The following is a 25,245-nucleotide window of genomic DNA, read 5'->3' as shown; positions in this document are numbered from 1 at the left end:
CACATCGAGGGCATCGAAGCGTCACGCGCACAGGGTGTCGCGCGTGGGTGGGCAAGTCGCGCTGAGGCGGGCATGGCGTCAACTGTCTCGACGCGGTGACGGATGGGGCGCGTGTGACAGAGAACCCCGGTGAACACAGCTACGCGGTGATAACCGGTAGGCTCGCCCAGCCGCGCACGCTACTGGTGTGCGCCTTGACGGTGTTGTCGTAGTCCACCGACCACTGCGGCCAGCGTTTGATCACCTCTTCCAGAACCACCCGCGCCTGCATGCGCGCCAGGGCCGACCCAAGACAGAAGTGCAGTCCGTGTCCGAAGCTGAGGTGGCTGGCGCCGCGGTGGATGTCGAAGCGCTCGCCGTCGGCGAACTTACGCTCGTCACGATTGCCTGATCCGTTGAGCAGCAACATGATCGAGCCTTCCGGTACCAGCGTGCCGCGGCATGAGACGTCATGCGCGACGTAACGTGCCTGCACCGGTGAGGGAGCCTCGTAGCGCAAGGTCTCCTCGATCGCCATCGGGATCAGCGACGGGTCCGCCACGAGTTCGCGACGCTGCTCGGGGTGTTCGGCGAGCAGCTGACCCAGGAATCCGATCAGCCGTGTCGTGGTCTCGTTGCCGGCGCCGGCGATCGTGCTGGTGTACATCAGCACCTCGGTGCGGTCCAACCGTCGCGTGACACCGTTCTCTTCGATCTCGGCGTTCAGCAGCGCCGTCATCAGATCGTCGGACGGATGCTCGGTCCGCCAGTCGATGTAGTCGGAGAACACTTCGTAGCTCTTCTCGAACAGGTCGGCTTCGACCGCTCGAAAGGTGCCCTCGCGCAAGTTGATTGCCCGTCCGCCGCGGTCGCGGATCGCCGCCTGGTTCTCTTCGGGAATCCCCAGCAGATAGCCGATGGTGCGCATCGGTACCATCGCGCCGAGGTCTTCGATGAAGTCGAACCGGCCCGACCCGATTAGCGGGTCAAGCGCCCGCACGCAGAAGTCCCGGGTCAGCGGTTCGATCGCTTCCATCCGCCGCGGCGTGAAAACCCTTGACAGCAAACGGCGATGCAGGTCGTGCAGGGGCGGATCCTCGAACAGGATCACCCCCGGCGGCACCTGGACACCGCTCATGATGATGTCCATGGTGGTGCCGCGGCCCGACCGGTAGGTCTCCCAGTTCGTCAGCTCAGGCGCGACATCCTCGTACCGGCTCAACGCGTAGAAGTCGTACTTTTCGTTGTGATACAGCGGAGCCTCGTCCCGCATCCGCTTCCAGACCGGGTACGGGTCGTCGTCGATGTCGAAATCGAAAGGGTCGTAATAGATCTCAGTGGCGCTCGCCCCGGTCATGGGTCACCCGTTCTTGTTGGAGAGCAACTCGCCGAGCGCGCCGTCGCCGGGCGGCGCCCCGGACGCCTCCGGTAGCACGACCTCGCCGACGCGCTTGAGATACGGCCACGCCACCTCGGGCGGGAGCCCGCCGCACAGCGGCGACAACGTCAGCATCTTTCCGGACCGCACCCGCGAGACTGCTTCGTCGACGGTGATGATCACGTGCGACGTGCCCGTCGCCCGCAGCTCGTCCACGGTCGTGACGTGCGAGAAACCCGCGGACGTCTCGTTGCCGGGATTCCATTCGGCATAAGTGCGCGCGTCATGCAACAGGTGCTCACCGAGCTCCGACCAGGCCTGCTCGACGTCGTCGGCGACAAAGGTGACCGAGGGCGTGTTGCGGTCGGGGAAGAAGGCCGGCCCGACCTCGTGTCCGTGCTTGCGGCACGAATCCTCGTATGCCGCACGCATTCCCGGGACATTGCCATTGGCCAGCATCCCGAGTCCGTAGCGACCGGCGCGGCGCGCCGCGGCCAGGCTGCCGCCACCCCACATCATCGCCGGACCGCCCTTGGTGAGCGGCTGAGGCGTCACGAAGATCCGCCGGCCATCTTCGACGACCGTCTCACCGGCCAGCAGTCGGCGCAGCAGACCCAGCTTCTCGTCGGCCAGCCGACCCCGATCACCCAGTTCCAGCCCGAAGATGTCGTACTCCTCGGGGCGGTATCCCAGCGCCATGATGTAGGACGCCCGGCCGGCGCTGAGAATGTCGAGCACGGCGATGTCCTCGGCAAGCCGGACCGGGTCGTAGAACGGCAGGATCAGGATCAAGCTGAGCGCCAGGCGCTCGGTGGACGCCGCCACCGCCGAACCCAGCAGCATCGGTGACGGCAGATAACCGTCCGGGGAACCATGGTGCTCACACACGACGGCTGCCAGGCACCCGTGCCCCTCCGCCCACGCGCACATCTGCGGCACGGCGGCATACAGCGCCGTCGGGTCGGCTCCGAACGCCGGAGCCCGCATGTCGAAGCGCAGGGTGAACACAGCTACTCCTAGCCGACCTAATATTTGTCTCACGTACGCTACGTGGGACCCGAGATCGAGGTCAACCGCTGAAACCGGGACAGGTTTGTAACTTACAGCTGGTCCGGATATTGTAACGTCGGTGCATTAACCACCAGCGAAAAGAGGAAAGATGACGACGGCGTCAGACTTACTGGGTTATGAAGGAAAGCGCGTTCTGGTGGTCGGTGGTGCGACCGGCATGGGCGCAGCCGCGGCGCAGATCGCCAAGGATCTCGGCGCACACGTCACGGTGATGGACTTCGCGCCCGTCGACTTCGACACCGACAAGGTGATCTCGCTCGACCTCAGCGACCAGGACTCGATCGACCGTGCGGTCGACGAACTCGACGGACCCGTCCACTCGCTGTTCTCCGCCGCTGGTGTCGCCGATGGCCCGAAGCTGATGCAGGTGAACTTCATCGGGCACCGCCACTTGATCGAGCGGTTGCTCGACAAGGACCTGCTCCAGCGCGGCGCGGCCATCTGCTTCATCTCGTCGGTGGCAGGCATGGGGTGGGAGAACGACCTGGAACTGGTGCAGGACTTCCTGGCCACGCCCGACTACAAGTCGGCGCACGACTGGTGCCAGGAGCGCGAGCCGAAGGGAATCATCCACTACGGCTTCAGCAAGAAGGCGATCAACGGTTACGTCGCCTGGCAGGGCTACCACTTCCAGAAGAAGGGCATTCGGATCAACGCCGTCTGCCCGGGCCCCACCGACACTCCGCTGGCCCGCGCGAACGCCGACCTGTGGCTGACCTTCGCCCAGGACTACCGCGACGACACCGGCACCGCGACGCTGACCCCCGAGGACATCGGCAAGGCGATGATCATGCTCAACAGCGACGCCTCGGGCTCCATCAACGGCATCACGCTCAACGTCGACCAGGGCCACGCCATGTCGTCGATCACCGGCTCGTATGCGCCGGGCAAGGCGATCATGGACCTGATCACCGGCCGGGTCCAGCTGGCCTGAGCCCTGCCTGAGTCTGCGCGAGCAGACGCAAAAGCACCTCATTTCGTGCCGAAATGAGGTGCTTTTGCGTCTGCTCGCGCTAGTCAAAAGCGTGCCGCGGCAACGTCGTCGGTAGGTCCAACGAGCTGAGCAGTCCCGGCGGCGCGGCCACCACATAGGGGATCGCGTTGACGACGCGCATCGCCGTGGCGGCCATCGCCGCCCGTCCGGCGCCGTGCCCCTCGGCCGCGCCGAGCGTCAGCACACAGTGGATGTCGGGATCCCCGTCGATGTCGACCCGGTAGGTCGCGTCGAACTCCGAAGCCGGCCAGTCGGGTGCGACGTCGCGCGCCATCCGGATCACGTGTTCGATCACGATGGCCTCGCGGCCGTTGACCACCGCCGCGGCCCGGGTGCGCACCGCACCACACGTGCCCGCGGGGATGGTGCCGAACGCCACCTGGATGTCGCGATCGGTCAGCTCGCGGTCCAGCGTGCCGCGCACTTCCTCGATTTGCACGCCCAGCCCGTCGGCAATCAGGTAAAGCGGTGCCTTCCATGCCATTTCGATGAAACCAGGCGTCTTGAGCATCGGCTCGAAATCCAGCGGACGGCCGAATCCCATGCCGTCCATCATCACGTCGGCCACCGGATAGTGATCATTGAGCGCCACCTCGCTGACAGTGATGCGGCGGATGCTCTTGGATTGGGTGGTCATCAGCAGGGCCAACTCGTCGGAGGCGAAACCGGGAAAGATCCCAGACACGTAGAACGAAGCCCCGCCGGCGCGGGCGGCCGCCTCGAGTTGGCCGCGCCAGTCCGGCGCGAAGTAGGACGGCGGATGGACCAGACTGGTCGACGACGTCGACACCACGTTGATGCCCGCCGACAGCAACCGCAGGTAGTCGGGCACCGCGCCGGCGTCGCGCTCGGGACCGCTGGCGGCATAGACCACGCAGTCGGGCCGCAAGGCCAGCAGCGCGTCGGCGTCGTCGGTCGCCGCCAATCCCAGCGGCGCCCCGCCGCCCAGCTCACCCGCGTCCCTGCCGACTTTGTCCGGCGAATGTACCCACACGCCAACCAATTCCAGGTCCGGCCGGCGCCGGATGGCGTCGATAGCAATGGACCCCACTCCCCCGGTCGCCCACACGACAACGCGCATCGCAGTCTCCTTCACGTCTGAACCGCTGCGGCGGCGAATTCCAGGTAGGGCCACGCCACGTCCGGCGACACGCCACCGCACAGCGGATGCAACGGCAGCGGCCGTCCGCTACCGACGTACTCGACGGCTTGCTGCACGGTGAGGATGCGGTACGGGCCGCCCTCTTCCCGGAGCGCAGCCACGGTGTCGGCGCGGGTGATGCTGGCGACCGTGTCGTCGTGCGGCCGGTAGGACGCCGCCATCTTCGCGTCGTGCAGAAGGTGGGGACCCAGTTCCCGCCAGGCTTTGTCGACATCGTCGGCGACGAACACCGTGGTCGGCGTGCCGGGCACCGGGCCTTGGTAGGGTCCCGGCTCGTATCCGTTTGCGCGACACTGGGATTCGTAATACTCCCGCAGACCCGGCGAGTCGGTCTGGGAGATGAAGCCGAGCCCGTGGCGACCCGCCCGCCGGGCCGCGGCCTTGCTGCCCCCGGCGATCAGCATCAGCGGGCCGTCGGCGGTGGCGCACCGCGGGGTGACCCGGACCTGACGGGCGCGGTATTGCACGGTCTCGCCGCGCACCAACGGAGCGAGCACACTGACGATCTCGTCGGCCACCCGGCCGCGCGTCGTCATGTCGATGCCGAAGTGCTCGTACTCTTCGGCGCGATGCCCCACACCCAACGCGTAGGACACCCGTCCCCGGCTGATCAGGTCCAGTACGGCGATCTCCTCGGCCAGTCGGACCGGGTCCCACATCGGGATCGGTACCGCCGCAACCAGAATCGCCAAGTGCTTGGTGCGCGAAGCGATGGCCGAGGCCAACATCAGCGGCGCCGGCAGGTGGCCGTCGTCGGCGCCATGGTGCTCGGACAAGATGACCAGCACCGCTCTGCGCGTCTCCGCCCAGGCGCACATGTCGACAGCCGCGCCGTAGAGGTCGGCGGCCGACCCGGCCCAACTGGGCGCGCGCATGTCGAACCGGAGGGTGAACACTCTCGCACCCTAACCTAATGTTTGTTCAATCCACCATGCCGCTGACCCTCCCCGCGAGCAGACGCAGAATCGCACAAATCGAGCGATTTCAGTGCGATTCTGCGTCTGCTCGCGGGAGAACGGGCGCGGGTGCGGGAGAACGGGCGCGGTCGCGGGGGAAGAGGCGCGGGCTAAAATCCGAGGGTGACGGCTAACCCCCTCGAGGAGTTGACGCTCGACCAACTACGCCGGCGCAGCAGTATGAAATGGCGAGCACACGCGGCCGATGTGCTGCCGTTGTGGGTCGCCGAGATGGATGTCAACCTGGCGCCGGCAGTGGCCGAAGCCATCCATCGGGCCGTCGATTCCGGCGACACCGGATACCCGCACGGCAAGGACTACGCCAAGGCGGTCGGCGAATTCGCCGCGCAGCGCTGGCAGTGGGACATGGCGGTGGGCCGGACCCGCGTCGTTCCCGACGTCATGCTGGGAATCGTCGAAATGCTGCGCCTGGTGACCGACCGCGGCGACACCGTCATCGTCAATTCACCTGTCTACGCGCCCTTTTACGCCTTCGTCGCGCACGACGGGCGCGTGGTGGTCGAGGCGCCGTTGGGTACCGACGGCCGAATCGACCTGGACGCGTTGCAGAATGCGTTCGCGCGTAGTCGCCGCTCGGCCGGCCCCGGCGGCAAAGTTGCCTACCTGCTGTGCAATCCGCACAACCCGACCGGAGCGGTGCACACCGCCGACGAACTGCGCGCCGTCGCCGAACTGGCTCGCCGCTTCGATATTCGAGTGGTCTCCGACGAAATTCACGCGCCGCTGATCCTGTCCGGGGCGCGGTTCACCCCGTATCTCAGCGTGCCCGGCGCCGAGAATGCCCTGGCGCTGACATCGGCCTCCAAGGCCTGGAACCTTGCGGGTATCAAAGCGGCCATCGCCGTGGCCGGCCCCGAGTCGGCCACCGAACTCCGCCGGATGCCCGAGGAAGTCGGCCACGGGGCCAGCCATCTGGGTTTGATCGCGCACACGGCAGCATTCACCGCCGCCGGCACCTGGCTGGATGCGCTGCTGGCCGGCTTGGACGAAAACCGTACGCTGCTAGGCGATCTGGTCGCCGAACACCTTCCGGGCGTGCGGCTGCTGCGCCCTGAAGGGACCTACCTGGCTTGGCTGGACTGCCGCGAACTCGGCATCGACGACCAGGCCGGCGACGGCATCAAGGTCGTCTCCGACCTGTCCGGACCGGCCCGCTGGTTTCGCGACCACGCCCGCGTCGCGCTCAGCTCGGGACATGTGTTCGGCACCGGGGGCGCCGGACACGTCCGCCTCAACTTCGCCACCTCGAAAACCATTCTGACTGAGGCGGTCTCGCGCATGGGACGAGCGTTGCGCGAACGCTAGCAGCGGGCACCTCACGCCCGCTTGTCGAGCCGCTCGATGACCCACTCGGCCCAGTCCATCTCGTGTTGCGTCCAGCGCAATCCCTGCTCGAGCACGGCGCGGGCGAAGAACGCGTCGTGGTCGTCCGACCAGTCGTAGGAGTCGAGGATCTTGCGGTAGTGGGCGTGTTCCTGCCTGGCCATGGTCTGCAGGGATTCCAGATATTCCCGCGCCCGTTCGGGCGGCAGCTGCCCGAGCAGAAAGACGCGCAGCATCGCGGCGTTGCGGATCGGTGGATCCTCCTGCGGCGCCAACATCCAGCGATGCAGTTCGGCCCGGCCGGCATCGGTGATCGCGTACTCCTTGCGGCCCCGCGGGCCCCGGTCGGAGACCTCGATCAGCTTCTCGGCGGCGAGCTTGTTGAGCTCACCGTAGAGCTGGCTCTGGGTGGCCGGCCACATGTTGTCCATCGACTCTTTGAACCGTTTCAGCAGGTCGTACCCACTGCCGGGTTCCTGGGACAGCAACCCGAGCGCGGCATGTCGTAGGCTCACCCGCCCATCCTAACCATCCAGCATTGACATGTCACTACTGATAAGTCACTATCGACATGTCACTATAGACACGTTTTGGAGAACAGCTCATGACCCAGACAGCCCTCTTCGCCAACCGCGACCGGCAGCGGTCCGAGCGCCGCAGCGCCGGCAGCATGCTCGACGGATTCCTCAAATCGCCCTTTTCCGGCATCGCGCCCTGGGCGCTGTTGTCGGCCCTGTCCCAACCCGGCCGCTTCGAGGTCGCAGTCGTTGCGGCGCTGGGCTTCTCGGTGCTGGTGATGCTGATTGGTCTTGTCCGCAACATCAATATTCACTCGCTGGAGATGTTCGGCGCGGCGTTCTTCGGTGCGATGGCAATCGTCGGCTTGTTCGCCACGCACGACGTGATCCGCTTCCTGGAAGTGTGGGCCGGCGAGATCACCAACATCTCACTGGCGATGTTCGCCTGGCTCTCTGTGCTCATCCGCAAGCCCTTCACCATGGCCTACGCCAAAGACACCACACCGCAAGAACATTGGGGTAGCCCACTGTTCAAACAGATCAACAAGGTGATCTCGGCGGTGTGGGCCGGCGCGTTCACGTTCGCGGCCGGCGTCGGCTTCGTCGGCGACTACGTGCTGGGCGACCCCGGCAACTTCTGGACCGGCTGGATCCTGCAGCTTGGCGCGATCTTCTTGGCGGTCGCGTTCACCGAGTTCTACCCCGACTACGCCTCGGCCATGTCCGCACTGGACAACGGGGAGCCGGCGCAGGTCCCTTCGATCCTGCAGATCCTGGACTGGCTGCCTACGTTCATCATCGTGACCGGGATCGCCGGCCTGGCAACCGCGTCCATCGACACCGTCGTCGGCGTCGTGCTGATCGTGGTCGGCGGCGTGATCTCGGGCGTCCTGGCGAAGTTGCCGCCTGACCGGATTTGACAGCCGCACCCTCACCGTATGATTACCCACCGTGGGCCGAAAGGGTTGGGGCGGAGCACCGCCCGCCGACGACGAGGAGGCGCGCAAGCGCATTGTCGACGCAGCTATCCGCAGCCTGGAGCAGCGCGGCCCACGACAGACAAGCATCTCGGTCATCGCCGACGACCTGAGCGTCACCCGACCGACCGTCTACCGGTATTTCCCGACGATCGACGACCTGGTCACCGCGGCCGGCGAAGTCGCCCTGGGTGGATGGACCGGGCGGATCGCCGACCTCGCCTCCGGTATCAGCGATCCCGTCGACCTGCTCGTCGAAACGGTCGCCTATCTCGTCGAGCAACTACCCGGTGAACCGTTGCTGATGATGCTCCTGGACGCCGAACGGGCCAAGCTGACCAGCCGGCAGATGGTCGTCGGAACGGCACTGAAACGGTCGCGACTTCTGCTCGAACATACCGGAATCGATTGGGCCGCATTGGGATACCGGGGAAAGGACTTCGACGACCTGGTCGAGTACCTACTACGGCTGGTGCAGTCCATGGTGCTGGCGCCCCCGGACCCGCCGCGCTCGGCGGCGCAGTTGCGCAAGGTGCTGCGGCACTGGATCGGCCCGGTGGTGCTGACCCCGCCCCGTTCCCTGCCGAGCAGACGCAAAAGCCCCCGAAAACGTCCCGTTTGAGGGGCTTTTACGTCTGCTCGCGCAACGTTAGGTGACCGTCCGCGGGGCTTGGGAGGCCGGCATCACCGCGGTGACGGGCTGTGCCGGCAGTTCGTCGGCGTGAAACCAACGGAACGACAGCAGCCCTTCCGGATGGTCCTTGGTCGAGATCGCGTTGGGATGCTCGAGTTGGCGCCGGGCGATCACGATGGTGACGGTGCCGTCGCTGTTGGGTACCGCGGAGCCGCAGTTGATCCCACCGCGACCGTATTCCAGATCCGGCGCGGCCATGTACTGATTCCACAGCGTCAGATTCCAGAACCGGCACGGCGGATGAACCGAGGTGATCACCAGTGCCTCGTCGGGCTCCAGAGCATAGGTGCCCAACGAGTAGACCGCATTCTGCATCGAGTAGCCGTGCGTGGCGGCGCCGGCACGGTAGGGCGGGGCAAAGGCGTTGCTGAACTCGCTCTGTCCTGGGAATACCAGCGGCACGATGGCGAACATGTCCTGCGCGCAGCGCAACGCTGCCCGTAACGACTCTGCCACTGCCGCATCGCTTTTCAGTGGGACAGCGGGTTGTCCGCCATGGTCGACGACATCGATCGTCCAGTCCACCCGACGGGTACGCGCGGGATCCAGGTGGTAATCCCGGGTCAACACGCCGCGTGCGTCGCCGCCCAACTCGATGAACGGCCCGTCGTAACCCGGCGGCCGCGCCGGGCCCAACACACAGGCGAACCTTCCTTCGGCATCCAGGGGCATGTCCTCGTCGTAAAGCACGCCGACCGTGCGATCGGGCCAGGCACCGGGCTTGGGTTCGTTGTAGACAGCGACCGAATACATCGCGCTGCCGTTCGGCGCGCCACTGACGCGGTAGGTGCGGCGCGGGTCGACAACGGCATAGCTGTAGTAAGCGTCGGTGTTGTCACCGCCCCAGCGACGGTCGTGGCGAAACGGCGTCAGCAGATCGGCGAAACGGGGTGCCACCGGGTCCCCGAAGACGTTCACGTCGAAGGCCATCCCGAGCATGGTGGCCAGAAACCGATATCCCTCGGCGGCGGCGGCCTCGCCGCGTACCGCCTTGGCGCCCTCGAGGAAGAGTTTGTCGAAATCAGCGAAGGCGCTGAGAAGTTCGCGCCACGCCGCCGAACTTTCGGGTGCAACCATCCGATCAAGATACACCAGCGCGGATGTTGTAAAATCTGCACCGCTGGGAGTATGGTCCGACGGTGACCGACGTCGTGCACATCACCGACCTCGCCAGACCGACTTTCACGCCCGAAGCGCAGGCGATCATCGACGGCATGGCCGCGATGGCCGAGTACTGCCCGCTCACCGTGGACGGCTTGCACGAGCAAGCGTCCGCACAGACCGGTCTGACCGACTTCGGCGACCAGGACTACCGCGAACGAATGGCGGTGCTGCTGCAGGCCTTTGGCGAGTTGCCCCACTTCACCGCCTTCGGCCGCACCTACGCGTTCTCATTGATGCTGACCTTCCTCAAGGGTCGGCTGCGCGTCATCGACCACCTCAAGCGACACCCGGAGATCTTCGACGTCGAGATCGAGGCGCCGCTGGTGATCGCGGGGTTGCCACGCACCGGTACCACGCACCTGCACAGCCTGCTCGCAGCCGATCCGGCGCTGCGGTCGCTCCCGTACTGGGAAGCTCAGGAGCCGCTGCCCGCGCCGGGCGAGGAGGGCACCATCGAGCCGCGCCGCCTGCGCACCGGCGACGCGCTGAACATCTCGAACACATTGATGCCGTACTTCACGTTGATGCACGAGATGACGATCGACCACATCCACGAGGACATCGGGCTGATGGTTCAGGACTTCTCCAGCGGGTTCTTCACCACGCTCACTCATCTGCCGAGATGGTCGGATTATCTGCGCGACAACGATCAGACGCCGGGCTACCAATTTCTGCGGATGATGTTGCAGGTGCTGCAGCACCAGGACGGGTACGACCGGCGCTGGGTGCTCAAGTCGCCGCAGCATCTGGAGCAGTTCGTCCCGATCCTTGAACGTCTTTCCCGACGCGACGTTCGTCATCACCCACCGCGACCCGGTCGACGTCTCGATCTCGATGGCCACGATGATGACCTACACCATGCGCATGTCGGTGGATCAGGTCGACGTGCACACCGTCGCCGACTACTGGATCACCCGGATCGACGAGTTGCTCAGCGCATGCCTTCGCGACCACGACAAGTTGCCGGCCGAGCGCACCATCGACGTCCGGTTCGACGAGTTCATGGCCGACGATCTGGCGATGGTGCAACGCGTTTGGGACGTCGCGCGCTACGCGCCCTCCCCCGAGTCACGCACCGCGGTCGCCGACTATCTGGTCGGGCACCGCCGCGGCCGGCTGGGCCGGGTCGAGTACCACCCCGAGGATCTCGGATTGGACAGGAACGAGCTGAGACGACGGTTCGCGCCGTATGTCGAGCGGTTCGTCGACAGGTCGAGCGTCACGAGCCGCGGGTGACGGCGAGTACGGCCTCGGCCAACTCGGGCCGGCACACCACCAGGTCCGGCAGTTTGGGATCGGGCTGGTTGTAGGCCAACGCCGACCCGTCGATGCGTGAGGTATGCAGGCCGGCGGCCCGGGCGACGGCTACCGGCGCGGCCGAGTCCCATTCGAACTGTCCCCCGGCATGGACGTAGACATCGGACACGCCCTGCACGATCGAGGCCACTTTGGCTCCGGCAGAACCCATTTCGACCAGGGTGCCGTCCAGCGCTTCGCGCACCGCCAGCGCGATCGCGGGTGGGCGGGTGCGCGACACCACGATGCGGGGCTTCCCGGACCCGGCCGGCGGCGGCGCAACGGTCGGTGTCGCCAGGGTGATCCCCTGCGCCGGCAGCGCCACAGCCCCGGCGACCAACTCCCCCGCCTGCCACAGCGCGACGTGCACCGCCCAGTCGCCACGCTCGAGCTCGGAGAATTCGCGGGTGCCGTCCAGCGGGTCGACGATCCAGACCCGCTCCGAACGCAACCGGACCGGGTCGTCGGCGCCTTCCTCCGAAAGCACCGCGTCCCCTGGGCGCTCGTTGCTCAGAGCGTCCATCAGGAAATCGTGAGAGCGCTTGTCTCCAGCGGCTTTTCGCTCCTTCGCGTCGGCGCTGGCGAACTCCTCGCGGACGGTGAGCAGTAACGTGCCCGCTTGGGTGGCCAGTTGCGCGGCCAGGTCATGGTCATTCATGCAAGCGGCTACCTCAGCGGGATGGGGGAAATGTTGGCTATATTAACCGACTTACCCACCTACTCAAAGCCCGAACTGGTCCTCGATGACACCCAGCCAGATCTGCGCCGAGTCGATGGCCACCTTCTCGCTGATGAACGCGTGCTGGGTACCGGTGTAGATGTCGCGGAACGCGCGTTCGAGACGGCTCCCCTCGCGGATCGAACTGGTGCCGGCCACCAGGTGCGACCACTCGGCACACGCGCGGGCGGTGTCGGTGGCGTAGACGGCGGCGGCGCGCATGTCCGCACGCAGGGTCGGGCTCAGATCGGCACCGGCGGCGACGGCGGACTCGGCGGCGCCGAACGCGTCGAGAACCAACAGCCGGGCCGCACGCCACGCCGAAACGTGGTGTGCCAACCCTTTCTGGAACGTCGGACGGCTGGCCAGCGACGCCATGTCGCTCATCCGGAACTTCGTCGCGGCCAGTTCGGCGACGTCGTCGAGCATGCTCTTGGCGACTCCGAGCGCCCAGGACGCGTGCCCGGCGGCAGTCACCGGCATCAGACCCATCCGCGCGGCCGGCGACGTGCCGCGGTGCGGGACGCGGTCGAACAGCCCGAACGTGCGCCGGGCAGGCACGAACACGTCCTGCACGCTGTAGTCGTAGGACCCGGTTCCCTTGAGGCCCTGCACATGCCAGCCGTCGTTGAACTGGATCTCCTCGCGCGCGATGACGGCCACCTGCATGTCGGGAACGCCTTCGCTGATCCAGCGCATCTCGCCGTTGTCCATCGGGAAGAAGCCCGCTGCGACGTACTGCGAGTGGCCGGTGCCGGAGCCGAAGCTCCACGACCCGGTGAGTCGGTAGCCGCCGTCGACGACGGCGCCCTGCCCGTTGGGAAAGAACTGTCCGCCCATCGTGACGTGGTTGTCGTGGGCGGTGAACACTTCGGCGAACCCGTCGTCGGGCAGATAGGTGGCGGCGGCGAACCTGGACGGCAGGTTGGCGATTCCGATCCAACCGAAAGAGCCGTCCTGCCAAGCCATTTCGATCCACGTCTCGATCATCTCGGCCAGCGAGGGCTCGATACCGCCGGCCTCGGGGGGACTCAGCGACGTCATCAGCCCGCTGTCCCACATCTCGTCGACGATGGGGTCGCTCATGGTGCGCAGCTGCTCGGATGCCGCGGCCTCGGCCTGCACCAGGTTGCGCATCCCCCGAGCTTGGGCGAGCACCTTGGACACCACCGGGCCGCCTGCTGTCCGTGTCATTTTGGTGTTCCTTTTCCAGTCAGCTTGCGACTCGAACAGTATGCACCCGCGCCCAGGTTTCAATTTCTCCGATTCCGGCTAATCCACGTGTGCGAAATTGCGCGGGACCAAGTATGCGTCCGTCGATAGCGGCACGAGGGGCACCGACCAGAATGAGAACGCATCCTCCGAGCTCCGCCCCCCTTCAAACTGGCAGTGCCTCAACAGCATTGGAACCGAGGGCTACGCTGTGCGGTCGCTATCAACTCGGGCCCGTCCTGGGTCGTGGTGGCATGGCGGAGGTTCGCGAAGGTCGCGATCTGAAGCTCGGCCGGCCGGTGGCGATCAAACTGTTGCACTCCGAAGGCGGTCGGGCCCAAGACCGGGTGCGGTTCGAGACTGAGGCGCGCGTCGCCGCGGCACAGACCAGCCCGCACATCGTGGTCGTCCATGATGTCGGCGAGCATGAGGGGTTGCCCTTCATCGTGATGGAGCGGCTGCCGGGCGTGTCGCTTGCCGACCACATCGCGCGAGGCCCACTGGAGCCGGCCTTCGTACGGTCCGTTCTCGACAGCATCCTCGCCGCGTTGATCGTCGCTCATGACGCCGGGGTGCTGCACCGCGACGTCAAGCCGGGCAACGTGTTGTTCACCGCCACCGGGGAGGCGAAGCTGGGGGACTTCGGAATCGCCAAGACCAGCGGCGGGGCCCACACGATGACTGGCGAGATCCTGGGCAGCATGGCTTACCTGAGCCCGGACCGGTTGACCGGCAAACCGGCCACACCCGCAGACGACTTGTATGCCGTCGGCGTGGTTGGCTACGAGGCCCTGACCGGACGCCGACCGTTCCCGCAGACGAATCTCGGTGCCCTGGCTCGGGCGATCCTGCACGACGCGCCGGCGCCACTGTCGTCGCTGCGACCCGATGCTCCCCACAACCTTGCGGCCGTGATCGAGCGGTCGATGGCGCGTGATCCCGCCGAGAGGTTCGAAGAAGCCGCAGCGATGCGTGCCGCGCTGACCGGTACCGGTCCGGCGTTCGTATCGCTTCCTCCGCGGACGTCTCCCCCGCCTACGAGAGCGATGACGGCACCACTTCCGAGTTCCGGCACCTACTCCTATGTGGGTCCGCCGCCTCAACCGAGCCTCGGCAGACGCAGGTGGTGGGCGGTGGCGCTCGTCGCGACCTTGCTGCTGGCAGCGATCCTGATTGCGGTCGGCAAGCCGTCCTCGGCACCACCGTCATCGCCGGTCACCACCACCACGCCCGCGCCGCCACCGCCGAGCACCACGGCGACGACGACGCCGCCCACATCGGCGGCGGAGACCAGCAGTGTCCCCGCGCCGGCACCGGGTCCGCCGCCGAACCCCCGCAAAAAACCCAAAGGCGGCAAGAACCACTGACTCAGTCGGGGAAGCCGAACATCTGCACGACCTCATGGTCGCGGCCGGCCGTATACCCGCCGTCGACCGCAATGGCCTGCCCCGTCACGAACGACGCATCCGGCGACACCAGGAAAGCCGCCATGGCCGCGACCTCTTCGGGACGGCCCAACCGTTGCAGCGCGTGCTCCCTGGTGATCGAGGCTCGCGGACCCTCCATCCCCGGCATCCCGAAAACGCTTTCGGCCAAAGGGGTTTCGATAAATCCCGGGCAGATTGCGTTGGCCCGGATGCCGCTGGGACCGTAGTCGACCGCGATGTTCTTGGTCAGCAGCACCACCCCAGCCTTGGCGGCGTTGTAGGAGCTGCCCCCTGCGGTGCCCTCCAGACCTTCGACGCTGGCCAGCGTCACGATCGAGCCGCGCTCTCCGTCGACCCGGGGCTGCTCGATCATCCGGGCCAGCGCCGCCTTGGCCACCAGGAATGTCCCGGTGAGGTTGACGGCGATGACCCTCTCCCATTCGGAGCGGGGAAGCAGATGCACCGGCCCTCCGCCGGCCACTCCGGCGGAATGGACGACGCCGTCGAGGCGGTCGGGAACCGCGGCAAACACCGCCTCGACCGCGGCCTCGTCGCTGATGTCGGCCGTCACGAAGTGGAACTCGGCGCCGAGGTCAGGCGGTGCGGACACGTCGGCGCCGATGACGGTGCCACCTTCGTCGAGCAGACGCTGCGCGGTGGCCAGGCCGATACCCGACGCGGCGCCGGTCACGACGAAGGTGCGCGAACGGGCCCGGTCAGCGTTCATGTGTCCAGCCAACCCGGACTACCCCTCGACGGCCGCATTGGACTGATGGAAAAAGTCTTGCACCGCGACCGCCCGTGCGACGGGCGTTTCTGAGATTCACTTCTCTAACTCCCTGGCGCAGGCGTTCAGGATCGCCAGGAAGCTCCATCGCAGCAGCGGGCGGCTGATCTTCTCCATCGCCTTGCCGCCGGCGTACAGCGGGTGGGTGTAGTTGGTCAGCCAGTCGACGTGGGTGCCCTCGCCGGTGGGAGTGAACGTCAACGTGCCGCCGTCGTGGTCGAACGCGGGCACCGAACGCACGATCAGGTAGGTGTAGCTGTGCGGTCGGTCGTAGGCGGTGATGTCCTCGCGGAACCACATGCCGGTCCCCCACACTTCCCGAGTCGCGCCGGTGCCGGGCGCCGGGGAGCCTTTCGCCCATCCGGATCTGATGACCAACGGCGCCGCCGCCAGGCTGGCGGGGTCGGCCAACCAGTCGAAGACCCGTTCCACGGGTGCCGCGATGGTGCGTTCCAGGTGAATCTCGACCATGAGATCTCCTACCTCGCCGCGATGGGCATCGAAGTGGCCGTGTCTGACCCCGGCGGAGCCCGGGCCGGTGTCCGGCGAGTCTCCTCAGGCTGAACAGGCACCCGGGGGCGATGGTAGCGTCCGCACATTTCCCGTCCGATTCCCGGTTATCCCCAGCCATCGGCGGGAACGATCTGGGTGTGGCCACCAAAACCGTCGCCGTCACCGGCGCGACCGCAGGAATCGGCCGGGCAACGGCCCTTCGCTTCGACCGCGCGGGTTACCGCGTCGCCGCCTACGGCCGCAACCCCGCGGCTCTCGACGAGCTGCGTGAGCAATTGAGCCCCGGCGCCGTCGTCGACTCGCTGGAGGTGCAGGACGCCGACGCCTGGGCCACCCGGCTGGGCGAGTTGGCCGAACGTACCGGCGGTCAGCTGGACGTGTTGGTCAACAACGCCGGCATCCTCAAGGCGGGCCGCTTCGCCGAGATTCCGCTGTCCGATCAGCTCGGCATCATCGACGTCAACGTCAAGGGCACTCTCAACGGCTGCCATTCGGCCTATCCCTATCTGCGCGCGACACCCAACGCGCAGGTCATCAACATGTCCTCGGCGTCGGCGATGTACGGGCAGGCAGAGTTGGCGACGTACTCGGCTTCCAAGTTCGCGCTGCGCGGGCTCACCGAGGCACTCGACCTGGAGTGGGCCGCGGACGACATCCGGGTGTGCGCCGTGTGGCCGCTGTTCGTCGACACCGGCATGGTCCAAGGCGTCGACACCGGAAGCACCCGCACGATGGGAATCAACCTCACGGCCGACGACGTCGCCGAGACGGTGTTCAAGATCGCCCAGGGCCGCCCCCGGCTGCCGCACGGTCCGCACTTCGCGGTCGGCAAGCAGGCCAAGGCGCTGATGACGATCGCCCACATCGCGCCACCGTGGGTGCTGCGGGAGATCAACCACCGCGCCACCGGCGTCTAGTACGTGTCGGTGGTCTGCTGGTTCTGACATGACGCGGCGGTTGAGTCCAGCAGGGTCCGCGCCGGGAATGGTGTAGCACTCGACTTCCGAATTCCCGGCTCGAGCACGGGTTCACCCCGGCCGGTTGGGACGTTCGGTTGCTGCATGACTTCGGTTGTGAAGCCTGGGCGTTGAGTGTGAAGTGACGGCTTTCGGTGTGGAGCCTGGGCGGAAAAATCGGCAGGATCCCGCCCAGGCTTCACCCGCAACGCCCAGGATTCACGCGCAACGCCCAGGCTTCACGCGCCGAAACCTGGTTCACCGCAGCGCGGCGACGTCTAGTGCGGACCGATCGGCGCGGCAGGTAACAATGAGGGAATGACCTCCACAGAATTAGCCCCGCGTGACTCTGTCCAGAAAACCGCGTCCCGGATGGGTGCGGGGTTGGTCGGAATGGGGGTTCTGCACTTCGTGGCGCCCAAGCCGTTCGACGACATCATCCCGGTCGAGCTGCCGGGCACCGCACGGTTCTACACCCACGCTTCGGGCGTGGCGGAGGTCGGCATCGGCGCGTTGTTGTTGGCGCCCGCCACCCGCAGGCTCGGCGCGCTGGCGGCTATCACGCTTTTTCTGGGGGTCTGGCCGGGCAACATCAACATGGTGCGGCTGTGGTGGGACAAGCCCTGGTACATGCGCGCCATCGCCATTGCCCGTCTGCCACTTCAGATTCCGATGATCACTACCGCCCTGAAGATCTATCGGAACAGCTAGAGCGGTGAGCCGACCCGGTGCAGCGTGCCGTCCGGGTCGACGTACGCGAACTCCCGTAAGCCGTAAGGCGTGTCCTGCGGCGGATGCAGTCGACCGCCGAGACTGTCCAACGCTTTCCACTGCGCGTAGAGCGCGTCGGCGTCGCTGACGTAGAAGTACACGCCGGAGGCGGTGGTCAGCGGGTCGTGTTCGGCCCACTCGGTCAAGTGCAGGGACACCAGGCCGCGGTCGACGAACCCGTACCGATCCGGACCGTCATAGCTCCGGACGTCGAATCCGAGCCGTCGGTAGCGCTCCAGAGCGGCATCGAGGTTTGCCACGGGCACGATCGGCGCCACCGAAGTGAATTGAGGTTCTGCCACGTCAGAAGTCTGTCACCTGGTTGCGGACTGTGGCATTCTGCCTGAGTGACCGCACTTCCGGGGGTTGCGCCTACCGGGATCGTGACGTTCTTGTTCACCGACGTGGAGGGTTCGACGCGCCGGTGGGAGGCCGACGCCGCCGGCATGCGGACAGCGCTGGCCGCCCACGATCAGGTGCTTCGCCGTGCGATCGAAAGTTGCGGCGGATGGCTGTTCAAGCGCACCGGCGACGGCGTCTGCGCCGCGTTCGCCTCGCCCCGCTCCGCGGTGGACGCCGCGCTGACCGCCCAGCGAGCACTGGAATTGCCGGTGCGCATGGGTTTGGCGACGGGAGAAGCCGAGCTGCGGGACGGAGACTATTTCGGTTCGGTGCTGAATCGCGCCGCCCGGGTGATGTCTGCCGGCCATGGCGGCCAGATCCTGCTGACCGATTCGACGGCCGGGTTGGTCAGCGGGGTCGACCTGATCGATCTCGGGCCGCGGCGACTGCGCGACCTGCCCACCCCGATCGGGGTATTCCAGGTCCGGGCGCCCGGGCTGCGGGTCGAGTTTCCCGCACTGCGCGCCCTGGACACCAGTCGTGGCAACCTGCGGCCGACGTTGACGAGTTTCGTCGGACGCGAGTCCGAGCTCGATCAGGTGCGGGCGGCACTGAAGGTTCATCGGTTGGTGACCCTGGCCGGCGTGGGAGGGGTCGGCAAGACCCGCCTCGCATTGGAGGTCGGGGCGCGGATGTCGGACGAATTTCCCGACGGCGTCTGGTTTTTCGAGTTGGGGGCGGTCACCGACCCGGCCGCGGTCCCCGATGCGGTGGCCGCCGTCTTGGGCATCATGCAGCAACCGGGCAAGAGTGTGGCCGAGAGCGTCGCCTCCGCGCTGGAAGGTCGAGTGCGGTTGTTGATCTTCGACAACTGCGAACACCTGCGCGACGCCGCAGCCGACCTGATCGAGGCGATCCTCACCCCGTCCTCGAGTGTGCGGATCCTGGCGACCAGCCGCGAACGTCTCGAAGTCGCCGACGAACAAGTGTGGTCGGTGCCTTCCCTGGAGTTGGCAGGCGGCATCACCTCGGCGGCTGCGAGCTTGTTCGTCGAACGCGCACAGAGTGTTTCGGCGCGGTTCTCGGCCGCTGATGCCGAGGATGAAAACGCCGTCGTCGAGATCTGCCGCCGGTTGGACGGAATCCCGTTGGCCATTGAACTCGCCGCATCCCGGATGGCGTCGATGTCGCCGATCGAAGTGCGCGACCGGCTCGACCACCGATTCCGACTGCTGGTCGGCTCCCGGCGCGGGTTGAGTCGGCATCAGACACTGCGGCACGCGGTGGCATGGTCCTACGACCACCTGGACGAACCGGAACAGGTTCTCCTGGAACGCTGTTCGACGTTCACCGGTGGGTTCGACCTGGAAAGTGCGTGCGCGGTAGCGGCCGTCGATGCCAGTGACGACTACGAAATCCTGGACTTACTGGATGCGTTGGTGCGCAAGTCGCTGGTGGTCGTGAACCGGATGGCGGGCCGGACACGGTATGCGATGCTGGAGACCATCCGGGAGTTCGCCGAGGAGCAATTGGTCAATCACGGTGTAGCACAGGATGTTCGAAACACGCATGCCCGTCACTTCGCCCGCAGGATCACCGATGCCATGACCGTGTGGGACAGTCCGGAGCAGTGCGAGGCGTACGCGTGGTTCACCGTCGAGCTGGCCAATCTGCGTACTGCCTTCCGCTGGACCGTAGACCGTCGAGACCTCGACGGCGGCGCCACCATCGCCGCCTACGCGGCGTTCCTGGGTTATTCGCTGGACATATTCGAACCGCTGTCGTGGGCGGAAGAATTGCTGGAACCCGCTGTCGCTGCGGACCATCCGTGGCTGACTTTTCTCACGCTGCTGGCGTCGATGTGTTACTCGGCCGGACGGCTGGAGGACGCGGTGCCACATGCCGAAGCCGCCGTGACGTTGCTCGAACGCGATCAGGGCGCGGTGCCCTTTGACGTGCGGGGTTGGCCCAGTGGGGCGTTCACCGTGAGCGGGCAGCGACAGCGCGGTGTCGAATTGAGCCGCAGGCAGTTGGCGCGTCATGGCGATGTATTGACCTTGACCAGGGGCTGTCTGATTTTCGCGCTGGCGATCGAGGGTCCGAACGACGAGGCAATGGCGTTGTGCGACGGTTTGATCGAGGCGGCCGAGGCTACCCGCAATCCGCTCGCGCTCTGTTTCGCACTCCTTGCCGTCGGCTTCACGTTCCGCGACACCGATCCCGCCCGGGCCCTGACGGCGATGCGGCGCGGCCTGTCGATCGCGAAGGATTCCGGCAACCGCAGCAGCGTCTCCCATCTCGCGTCCGTGTTGTGCCGCGTCGAATCGCAGTACGGCGACCCGCTGACCTCCCTCGACTACTTCGAGCTGGCCATCCGCAATCACCACGAGTCGGGCAGCACCACGATGATCAGCACGCCGCTGGCTCTGCTGGCGAGCTTTCTGGAGCGGCAGGGTCGTTTCCAGGCCGCCGCCACGCTCGCCGGTTCGGCGTTCACTCCGGTCACCGCCCAGTCGGTTCCCGAACTCAACACTCTCGTCGCCAAGCTGCGCGACGTGCTGGGCCGCGACGTCTATGAATCCTGCACGCGCGCCGGTGCCGCCATGTCCACCGCCGCGATGGCGAACTATGCCTACGAACAGATCGAGCAGACCCGAACGGAACTCCGGGCCGGCGGCGCGTGCTGAGCTCGATCGGCATCCCGGCGCCGCCGGGCAAAACGGCAACGCCTACCGTAGCTGGCGGAAACAGCACAAATAGGAGACGTCGAAGTGGCATTGACGACGAAGTTCACCGAGGCGTTCGGTGTCGAACACCCGATCGCCCAGGGCGGCATGCAGTGGGTCGGTCGCGCGGAACTGGTTGCGGCGGTTGCGAATGCGGGCGCACTGGGCTTCATCACCGCGCTCACCCAGCCGACGCCGGCCGATCTGGCCAACGAGATCGCCAAGACGCGCGATCTGACGGACAAGCCGTTCGGGGTGAACCTGACGATCCTGCCCGCGATCAATCCGCCGCCCTACGACGAGTACCGGCAGGTGATCGTCGAGGCCGGTATCAAGATCGTCGAGACCGCCGGTTCCAACCCGGCGCCGCACCTGCCGATGTTTCACGACAACGGCATCAAAGTCCTGCACAAGTGCACCTCGGTGCGGCACGCGGTCAAAGCGCAGAGCCTGGGAGTCGACGGCATCAGCATCGACGGCTTCGAATGCGCGGGCCATCCCGGTGAGGACGACATCCCCGGGCTGGTGCTGATCCCGGCGGCGGCCGACAAGATCGAGATCCCGATGATCGCTTCCGGCGGGTTCGCCGACGCCCGAGGCCTGGTCGCGGCGCTGGCGCTGGGCGCCGACGGGATCAACATGGGCTCGCGGTTCATGTGCACCGCCGAATCCTGCATCCACCAGAACGTCAAGGAGGCCATCGTCGCCGGCGACGAGCGCGGCACCGAGCTGATCTTCCGCAGCTTGCGCAACACCGCGCGGGTCGCATCCAACGTGGTGTCCCGCGAGGTCGTCGAGATCCTCAAGGACGGCGGCAGCTTCGAGGACATCAAGGACCTGGTGGCCGGGGTGCGGGGCCGCCGGGTGTTCGACGACGGCGACCTCGATGCCGGCATCTGGAGCGTCAGCACCGCGATGGGCCTGATCAACGACATCCCGACGGTCGGCGAGCTGGTGTCGCGGATCGTCAGCGAGGCCGAGGAGCTGATCACCGGGCGATTGGCAGGCATGACCGCGGCGCGGGCCTCGGTGTGACACCGCCCGTCATCCAGCGGTGGCTGGCCTTCATCGAGTCGGGTGCCCCGGGCGCCCTGGACGAGTTGCTGGACGACGACGCGACGTTCTACTCCCCCGCCGTCTTCACCCCCCAGCAGGGCCGCGCCAAGACCCGCGCCTACCTGCTGGCAGCTGAAAAGCTGTTCGCGGGCAACAACTTCCGCTACCTCGAACACTGGTACAGCGAGAAGTCCGCGATCCTGCGGTTCAGCGCTGAGATCGACGGCATCACCGTCGAGGGCGTCGACATCATCCACTGGAACGACGCGGACAAGATCGTTTCGTTCAAGGTGATGATCCGCCCGCTCAAGGCGCTGCAGGCCATCATTCCGAAGATGGCCGAGCTGCTGGCCGCGACCTGATCGGTCCGGCCGGCTCGACCGCTCCAAGAATCTTCCAAGAATCCTTGTAGATCCCGGCGAGAGCGTTGCCTCGGTAACAACATCGTCACGACGGCCACTTCGGGCGGGTTCGTCGAAAAGGGATCATTCATGACCGACATCGCGCACCCGTCAGCACCGAGCACACGCGAACCGCTCGCCGAGTTGGCTTCGCTCCTTGACGCACTGGCCCGCGTCGCGGTGCGCGGCGAAGTTCCCGGTCCCGACTTGCTGGCCCGCACTGCGGCGGCCCGCCCGCTGCTCTCGACGCTGGCGCAAGAACCCGGCGACGGTGAACCGTACTCCCGGTCGATCCTGCGCGTCGACGACCAGGTGGAGATCATGCTCGCCCGCTGGCGTCCCGGGCACAGTTGCGCCCCGCACGATCACGGCGGATCGGGTGGTTTCGTGGTCGCGGTCGAAGGACTGTTCCACGAGCGGCGATTCGACTGGGCCGGAACACAACTCGCCGTCATCGAGAGAATCCTGCGCGCGCCGGACGCGGCCATCGAGATCTCGCCCGACGTCATCCACGACATGGCCGCCGACACAGGCGGTCTCACCCTGCACCTGTACAGCCCGCCGCCGGCGGGCATGCGGGTCTTCGACCTGGAGCGCGGCGAGGCGCTCGAGCTCGTCGGCGACTTCGGCGCGTGGATCCCGGCGGGTGACCACGTGCGGGTTCCCTTTGCCGACGTCGCGCCGAAACCCCAACAGCGGCCGGTCATCTGGGTGGCGCACACCACCCACTACCGCGGCGGATCCGCCGAGTTCGCGGTGGCCGCTGCGACGATGGGGCGCGAGTTGGCCGCCGCACACCCCGACGCGGAAGTGATCGTCTCCGGGGTTCGGCACAAGGCGGATTTCGAAACCGAACTCGCCTGGCTCGCCCTGTCCGGCAGGCTCATCAGCCAATTGCACTTGATCAGCCATTCGGGCATGTACGGCCCGATGTTCGGCTCGACGGACTGGCCTGAGCAGTTCTCGCCGCACGAATGGCGGGCCATGACGATCCCGTTCGCGCCCGATGGTCGCGCCTACTTTCACGCCTGCCGGACCGCGCGCTGGTTCGCTCCGTTCTTCGCCGACGTGTTCGGGGTGCCCACGTTCGGCAACCACAACTACACCACCGTGTCGCTTCGCAAGGACCGGTTTGCGTGGGCGGGCCGCCATCCGGCGGCTCGCCCGGATCTTTACCTGATCGCGGCTCCGGGCAAGAAGTCGCACGGCTGGGCCGGCAGCATGCGCAAGTACCTGGGCTGTCCCGCCGAGCCGATGATCGAAAGCCTGCCCGCCGCAACCCAACCCGGGCGTTCCTATGACCGGGTCGCCGAGCTCTACGACCGCGCCTACGCCGACATCCGCGTCCGGGAAGCCGAGTGGCAGTGGGCCGCAAGCCGGTTGGCTGCGGTCCACGACGAGCTCGGCCGACGCGTGCGGATACTGGAAATCGGTTGCGGCAACGGATCTTTGCTGCGCGCGCTGGACGACAACGGCGACATCGACTTCGCCGTCGGGGTGGACAGTTCCGCGGCCATGCTGGCCCGGGCGCGGGAACGCAGCCACGGCCGCGCACGGCTGCGATTCGGTCAGGTCAGCGGACCCGCCCTGGACGTGCCCGACGACCACGTCGACGTGGTGATCTCCTTCCTGTCATTCCGCTATCTGGACTGGGATCCGGTAATGGCCGAGATCCGCCGGGTGCTTGCCCCCGGCGGACGGTTGTGGGTGGTGGACATGGTCGAACAGCCGGCGCGGATGCGCGACCTGCCCGTGCTGGCCCGTTCGGCCGTCGCGCACCTGCGTACCCGCCACACCCGGCCGCAGTTCGCCACCGACCTGACCGCGCTGACCACGCATGCGGACTGGCAAAACATGTTGCGGCACAACCCGATCCGGGCCGAGCACGAGTACCGCTGGTATTTCGGCAGCCGCTTTCCCGACAGCCGCCTGGAGACACTGACGGCAACCATGTCGGCGCGCGTCGTGGCTTTCGATTCCGGGCCCCTGGAAAAGGGGCAGACCGCCCCGTTGTCCTACCCATGACGCCATGCCTGGGCATCGTCGACTGGGGCATCGGCGGCGTCGGTCTGCTCAACGCCCTGGACCGGTCGGTGCCTGGACTGCCGGTGCTGTACTGGTCGGACGCCGGCGCCACACCCTATGGCCGGCTGCCGCCCGACGCGTTGGCCGAGCGCCTGATGACCGTGATTGCCGCCCTCGCCGAACGAGGCGCCACCGAGGTGGTGCTGGCATGCAACGCGGCCAGCACGGTCGTGGACCGGTTGAGGACGGCTGTCGTCCCGGTGGAAGGCATCATCACCCACGGATTGGCCTCGGTACCCGGGGACTTGGACCGCATCGGCGTCGTCGGTGGGCGGCGTACCATCGCCGCCGGTCAGTACCGCCGTGGTCTCGCCCGGCCGGGCCGAGAGGTGATGTGCCGTGTCGCACAACCACTTTCGGCGCACATTGAAGCCGGGCGCACCGGTTCGACGCAGTTCCAGGCCGATCTGGCCAGGATCGTCGCCCCGCTGCGACGGGCGGATGCGCTGGTGCTGGCCTGTACCCACTACCCCGCCGCATCCCGCTGGTTCACCGCGGCGCTACCACAGACCCGGCTGATCGATCCGGCTGAGCACATGGCGGCCGCGATCGCCGCCCGGTACCCGCACCATCAGCGCGCGGACCCGGCCGTCCGGCGGTTTCTCACCACAGGTGACCCGGATGCGATGCGCCGGGGCGCGGCCCGCGCCTGGGGGACGGTGTTGACGGCCACCGCCGTCCGGACGCCTGTGCGCACCGCGTTGGCCTCGTGAGCTGA

Annotated in this window: 23 protein-coding genes and 1 pseudogene; 13 read left to right on the top strand and 11 right to left on the bottom strand. The window is 66.8% G+C overall.

Features of this window, described 5'->3' with window-relative positions; translation table 11 throughout:
• Nucleotides 1-139: 139 nt before the first annotated feature.
• Together AC5Y47_RS20350 and AC5Y47_RS20345 are read right to left on the bottom strand one after the other, a co-directional pair.
• Entirely contained in the window at nt 140-1,336 is a 1,197-nt protein-coding gene (locus tag AC5Y47_RS20350; RefSeq protein ID WP_499946060.1) for a cytochrome P450, read from the bottom strand.
• A gap of 3 nt (nt 1,337-1,339) precedes the next feature.
• Nucleotides 1,340-2,365 (bottom strand): LLM class flavin-dependent oxidoreductase, encoded by a 1,026-nt coding sequence (locus AC5Y47_RS20345; protein ID WP_499946059.1) that lies wholly within the window; start codon nt 2,363-2,365, stop codon nt 1,340-1,342.
• A 151-nt stretch (nt 2,366-2,516) separates the two neighbouring features.
• Between AC5Y47_RS20345 and AC5Y47_RS20340 the strand changes: the two genes are divergently transcribed.
• Nucleotides 2,517-3,362: an SDR family oxidoreductase gene (locus tag AC5Y47_RS20340; protein WP_499946058.1), complete on the top strand. Its 846-nt coding sequence runs from the start codon at nt 2,517-2,519 to the stop codon at nt 3,360-3,362.
• A gap of 79 nt (nt 3,363-3,441) precedes the next feature.
• Here the strand turns inward: AC5Y47_RS20340 and AC5Y47_RS20335 are convergent, their stop codons facing one another.
• Both AC5Y47_RS20335 and AC5Y47_RS20330 read right to left on the bottom strand, forming a co-directional pair.
• Nucleotides 3,442-4,503 (bottom strand): NAD(P)H-dependent amine dehydrogenase family protein, encoded by a 1,062-nt coding sequence (locus AC5Y47_RS20335; RefSeq protein WP_499946057.1) that lies wholly within the window; start codon nt 4,501-4,503, stop codon nt 3,442-3,444.
• Nucleotides 4,504-4,514: 11 nt separating this feature from the next.
• Nucleotides 4,515-5,480: an LLM class flavin-dependent oxidoreductase gene (locus tag AC5Y47_RS20330; RefSeq protein WP_499946056.1), complete on the bottom strand. Its 966-nt coding sequence runs from the start codon at nt 5,478-5,480 to the stop codon at nt 4,515-4,517.
• Between the two features lie 183 nt (nt 5,481-5,663).
• On the opposite strand from AC5Y47_RS20330, the gene AC5Y47_RS20325 reads away from it, so the two are divergent.
• Complete coding sequence (locus tag AC5Y47_RS20325) at nt 5,664-6,866, top strand: MalY/PatB family protein (RefSeq protein WP_499946055.1); 1,203 nt, start codon at nt 5,664-5,666, stop codon at nt 6,864-6,866.
• A gap of 11 nt (nt 6,867-6,877) precedes the next feature.
• Here the strand turns inward: AC5Y47_RS20325 and AC5Y47_RS20320 are convergent, their stop codons facing one another.
• A complete protein-coding gene (locus AC5Y47_RS20320; protein ID WP_499946054.1) occupies nt 6,878-7,399 on the bottom strand; it encodes a PadR family transcriptional regulator in 522 nt (173 codons plus the stop codon).
• 155 nt (nt 7,400-7,554) lie between these two features.
• On the opposite strand from AC5Y47_RS20320, the gene AC5Y47_RS20315 reads away from it, so the two are divergent.
• Nucleotides 7,555-8,322 (top strand): DUF3159 domain-containing protein, encoded by a 768-nt coding sequence (locus tag AC5Y47_RS20315; protein WP_499946096.1) that lies wholly within the window; start codon nt 7,555-7,557, stop codon nt 8,320-8,322.
• Between the two features lie 31 nt (nt 8,323-8,353).
• Nucleotides 8,354-9,001, top strand: coding sequence for a TetR/AcrR family transcriptional regulator (locus AC5Y47_RS20310; RefSeq protein ID WP_499946053.1), 648 nt, complete (start codon nt 8,354-8,356; stop codon nt 8,999-9,001).
• A gap of 27 nt (nt 9,002-9,028) precedes the next feature.
• On the opposite strand, the gene AC5Y47_RS20305 is transcribed toward AC5Y47_RS20310, so the two are convergent.
• Nucleotides 9,029-10,150 carry a DUF1214 domain-containing protein gene (locus tag AC5Y47_RS20305; RefSeq protein WP_499946052.1) on the bottom strand — a complete coding sequence of 374 codons (1,122 nt, stop codon included), beginning with the start codon at nt 10,148-10,150 and terminating at the stop codon, nt 9,029-9,031.
• A 62-nt stretch (nt 10,151-10,212) separates the two neighbouring features.
• On the opposite strand from AC5Y47_RS20305, the pseudogene AC5Y47_RS20300 reads away from it, so the two are divergent.
• Nucleotides 10,213-11,473 (top strand): annotated as a pseudogene (locus tag AC5Y47_RS20300) (sulfotransferase family protein).
• On the opposite strand, the gene AC5Y47_RS20295 reads toward AC5Y47_RS20300, so the two are convergent.
• Nucleotides 11,457-12,191: a 3'(2'),5'-bisphosphate nucleotidase CysQ gene (locus AC5Y47_RS20295; protein WP_499946051.1), complete on the bottom strand. Its 735-nt coding sequence runs from the start codon at nt 12,189-12,191 to the stop codon at nt 11,457-11,459. The pseudogene AC5Y47_RS20300 and the gene AC5Y47_RS20295 sit on opposite strands and share 17 nt — an antisense overlap.
• Nucleotides 12,192-12,254: 63 nt before the next feature.
• Complete coding sequence (locus tag AC5Y47_RS20290; RefSeq protein WP_499946050.1) at nt 12,255-13,445, bottom strand: acyl-CoA dehydrogenase family protein; 1,191 nt, start codon at nt 13,443-13,445, stop codon at nt 12,255-12,257.
• Nucleotides 13,446-13,654: 209 nt separating this feature from the next.
• Between AC5Y47_RS20290 and AC5Y47_RS20285 the strand changes: the two genes are divergently transcribed.
• On the top strand, nt 13,655-14,830 hold the full coding sequence (locus tag AC5Y47_RS20285; protein ID WP_499946049.1) for a serine/threonine-protein kinase: 1,176 nt from the start codon (nt 13,655-13,657) through the stop codon (nt 14,828-14,830).
• Nucleotide 14,831: 1 nt separating this feature from the next.
• Here the strand turns inward: AC5Y47_RS20285 and AC5Y47_RS20280 are convergent, their stop codons facing one another.
• Nucleotides 14,832-15,617 carry an SDR family NAD(P)-dependent oxidoreductase gene (locus AC5Y47_RS20280; RefSeq protein WP_499946048.1) on the bottom strand — a complete coding sequence of 262 codons (786 nt, stop codon included), beginning with the start codon at nt 15,615-15,617 and terminating at the stop codon, nt 14,832-14,834.
• Between the two features lie 96 nt (nt 15,618-15,713).
• Entirely contained in the window at nt 15,714-16,148 is a 435-nt protein-coding gene (locus AC5Y47_RS20275; RefSeq protein ID WP_499946047.1) for an SRPBCC family protein, read from the bottom strand.
• 179 nt (nt 16,149-16,327) lie between these two features.
• Between AC5Y47_RS20275 and AC5Y47_RS20270 the strand changes: the two genes are divergently transcribed.
• Both AC5Y47_RS20270 and AC5Y47_RS20265 read left to right on the top strand, forming a co-directional pair.
• The gene (locus AC5Y47_RS20270) at nt 16,328-17,107 is read left to right on the top strand and encodes an SDR family oxidoreductase (RefSeq protein ID WP_499946046.1); all 780 of its coding nucleotides are present in this window, start codon (nt 16,328-16,330) and stop codon (nt 17,105-17,107) included.
• 357 nt (nt 17,108-17,464) lie between these two features.
• Nucleotides 17,465-17,857, top strand: coding sequence for a DoxX family protein (locus AC5Y47_RS20265; RefSeq protein WP_499946045.1), 393 nt, complete (start codon nt 17,465-17,467; stop codon nt 17,855-17,857).
• On the opposite strand, the gene AC5Y47_RS20260 is transcribed toward AC5Y47_RS20265, so the two are convergent.
• Nucleotides 17,854-18,219, bottom strand: a complete 366-nt coding sequence (locus AC5Y47_RS20260) for a bleomycin resistance protein (protein ID WP_499946044.1) — start codon at nt 18,217-18,219, stop codon at nt 17,854-17,856. The genes AC5Y47_RS20265 and AC5Y47_RS20260 overlap by 4 nt on opposite strands.
• Before the next feature lie 45 nt (nt 18,220-18,264).
• Between AC5Y47_RS20260 and AC5Y47_RS20255 the strand changes: the two genes are divergently transcribed.
• The 5 genes from AC5Y47_RS20255 to AC5Y47_RS20235 all read left to right on the top strand — a co-directional run bounded on the left by AC5Y47_RS20255 (nt 18,265) and on the right by AC5Y47_RS20235 (nt 25,240).
• On the top strand, nt 18,265-20,946 hold the full coding sequence (locus tag AC5Y47_RS20255; RefSeq protein ID WP_499946043.1) for an ATP-binding protein: 2,682 nt from the start codon (nt 18,265-18,267) through the stop codon (nt 20,944-20,946).
• A gap of 84 nt (nt 20,947-21,030) precedes the next feature.
• Complete coding sequence (locus tag AC5Y47_RS20250) at nt 21,031-22,020, top strand: NAD(P)H-dependent flavin oxidoreductase (RefSeq protein WP_499946042.1); 990 nt, start codon at nt 21,031-21,033, stop codon at nt 22,018-22,020.
• Entirely contained in the window at nt 22,017-22,403 is a 387-nt protein-coding gene (locus tag AC5Y47_RS20245) for a nuclear transport factor 2 family protein (protein WP_499946041.1), read from the top strand. Before AC5Y47_RS20250 ends, AC5Y47_RS20245 begins: the two co-directional genes overlap by 4 nt.
• Nucleotides 22,404-22,532: 129 nt before the next feature.
• A complete protein-coding gene (locus AC5Y47_RS20240) occupies nt 22,533-24,467 on the top strand; it encodes a methyltransferase domain-containing protein (RefSeq protein ID WP_499946040.1) in 1,935 nt (644 codons plus the stop codon).
• Nucleotides 24,464-25,240 (top strand): glutamate racemase, encoded by a 777-nt coding sequence (locus AC5Y47_RS20235; protein ID WP_499946039.1) that lies wholly within the window; start codon nt 24,464-24,466, stop codon nt 25,238-25,240. Before AC5Y47_RS20240 ends, AC5Y47_RS20235 begins: the two co-directional genes overlap by 4 nt.
• Nucleotides 25,241-25,245 lie beyond the last annotated feature (5 nt).

Source organism: Mycobacterium sp. NGS22 (assembly GCF_059813095.1).
The sequence above is the reverse complement of the archived record's forward strand: the minus strand, read 5'-3'. Positions and strand labels throughout refer to the sequence as shown.

Bases quoted from the DNA above. Each gene is read 5' to 3' on its own strand.
- AC5Y47_RS20280 (WP_499946048.1), bottom strand. From the start codon at position 15,617: ATGAACGCTGACCGGGCCCGTTCGCGCACCTTCGTCGTGACCGGCGCC.
- AC5Y47_RS20305 (WP_499946052.1), bottom strand. From the start codon at position 10,150: ATGGTTGCACCCGAAAGTTCGGCGGCGTGGCGCGAACTTCTCAGCGCC.
- AC5Y47_RS20335 (WP_499946057.1), bottom strand. From the start codon at position 4,503: ATGCGCGTTGTCGTGTGGGCGACCGGGGGAGTGGGGTCCATTGCTATC.
- AC5Y47_RS20290 (WP_499946050.1), bottom strand. From the start codon at position 13,445: ATGACACGGACAGCAGGCGGCCCGGTGGTGTCCAAGGTGCTCGCCCAA.
- AC5Y47_RS20315 (WP_499946096.1), top strand. From the start codon at position 7,555: ATGCTCGACGGATTCCTCAAATCGCCCTTTTCCGGCATCGCGCCCTGG.
- AC5Y47_RS20295 (WP_499946051.1), bottom strand. From the start codon at position 12,191: ATGAATGACCATGACCTGGCCGCGCAACTGGCCACCCAAGCGGGCACG.
- AC5Y47_RS20350 (WP_499946060.1), bottom strand. From the start codon at position 1,336: ATGACCGGGGCGAGCGCCACTGAGATCTATTACGACCCTTTCGATTTC.
- AC5Y47_RS20240 (WP_499946040.1), top strand. From the start codon at position 22,533: ATGACCGACATCGCGCACCCGTCAGCACCGAGCACACGCGAACCGCTC.
- AC5Y47_RS20340 (WP_499946058.1), top strand. From the start codon at position 2,517: ATGACGACGGCGTCAGACTTACTGGGTTATGAAGGAAAGCGCGTTCTG.
- AC5Y47_RS20275 (WP_499946047.1), bottom strand. From the start codon at position 16,148: ATGGTCGAGATTCACCTGGAACGCACCATCGCGGCACCCGTGGAACGG.
- AC5Y47_RS20265 (WP_499946045.1), top strand. From the start codon at position 17,465: ATGACCTCCACAGAATTAGCCCCGCGTGACTCTGTCCAGAAAACCGCG.
- AC5Y47_RS20235 (WP_499946039.1), top strand. From the start codon at position 24,464: ATGACGCCATGCCTGGGCATCGTCGACTGGGGCATCGGCGGCGTCGGT.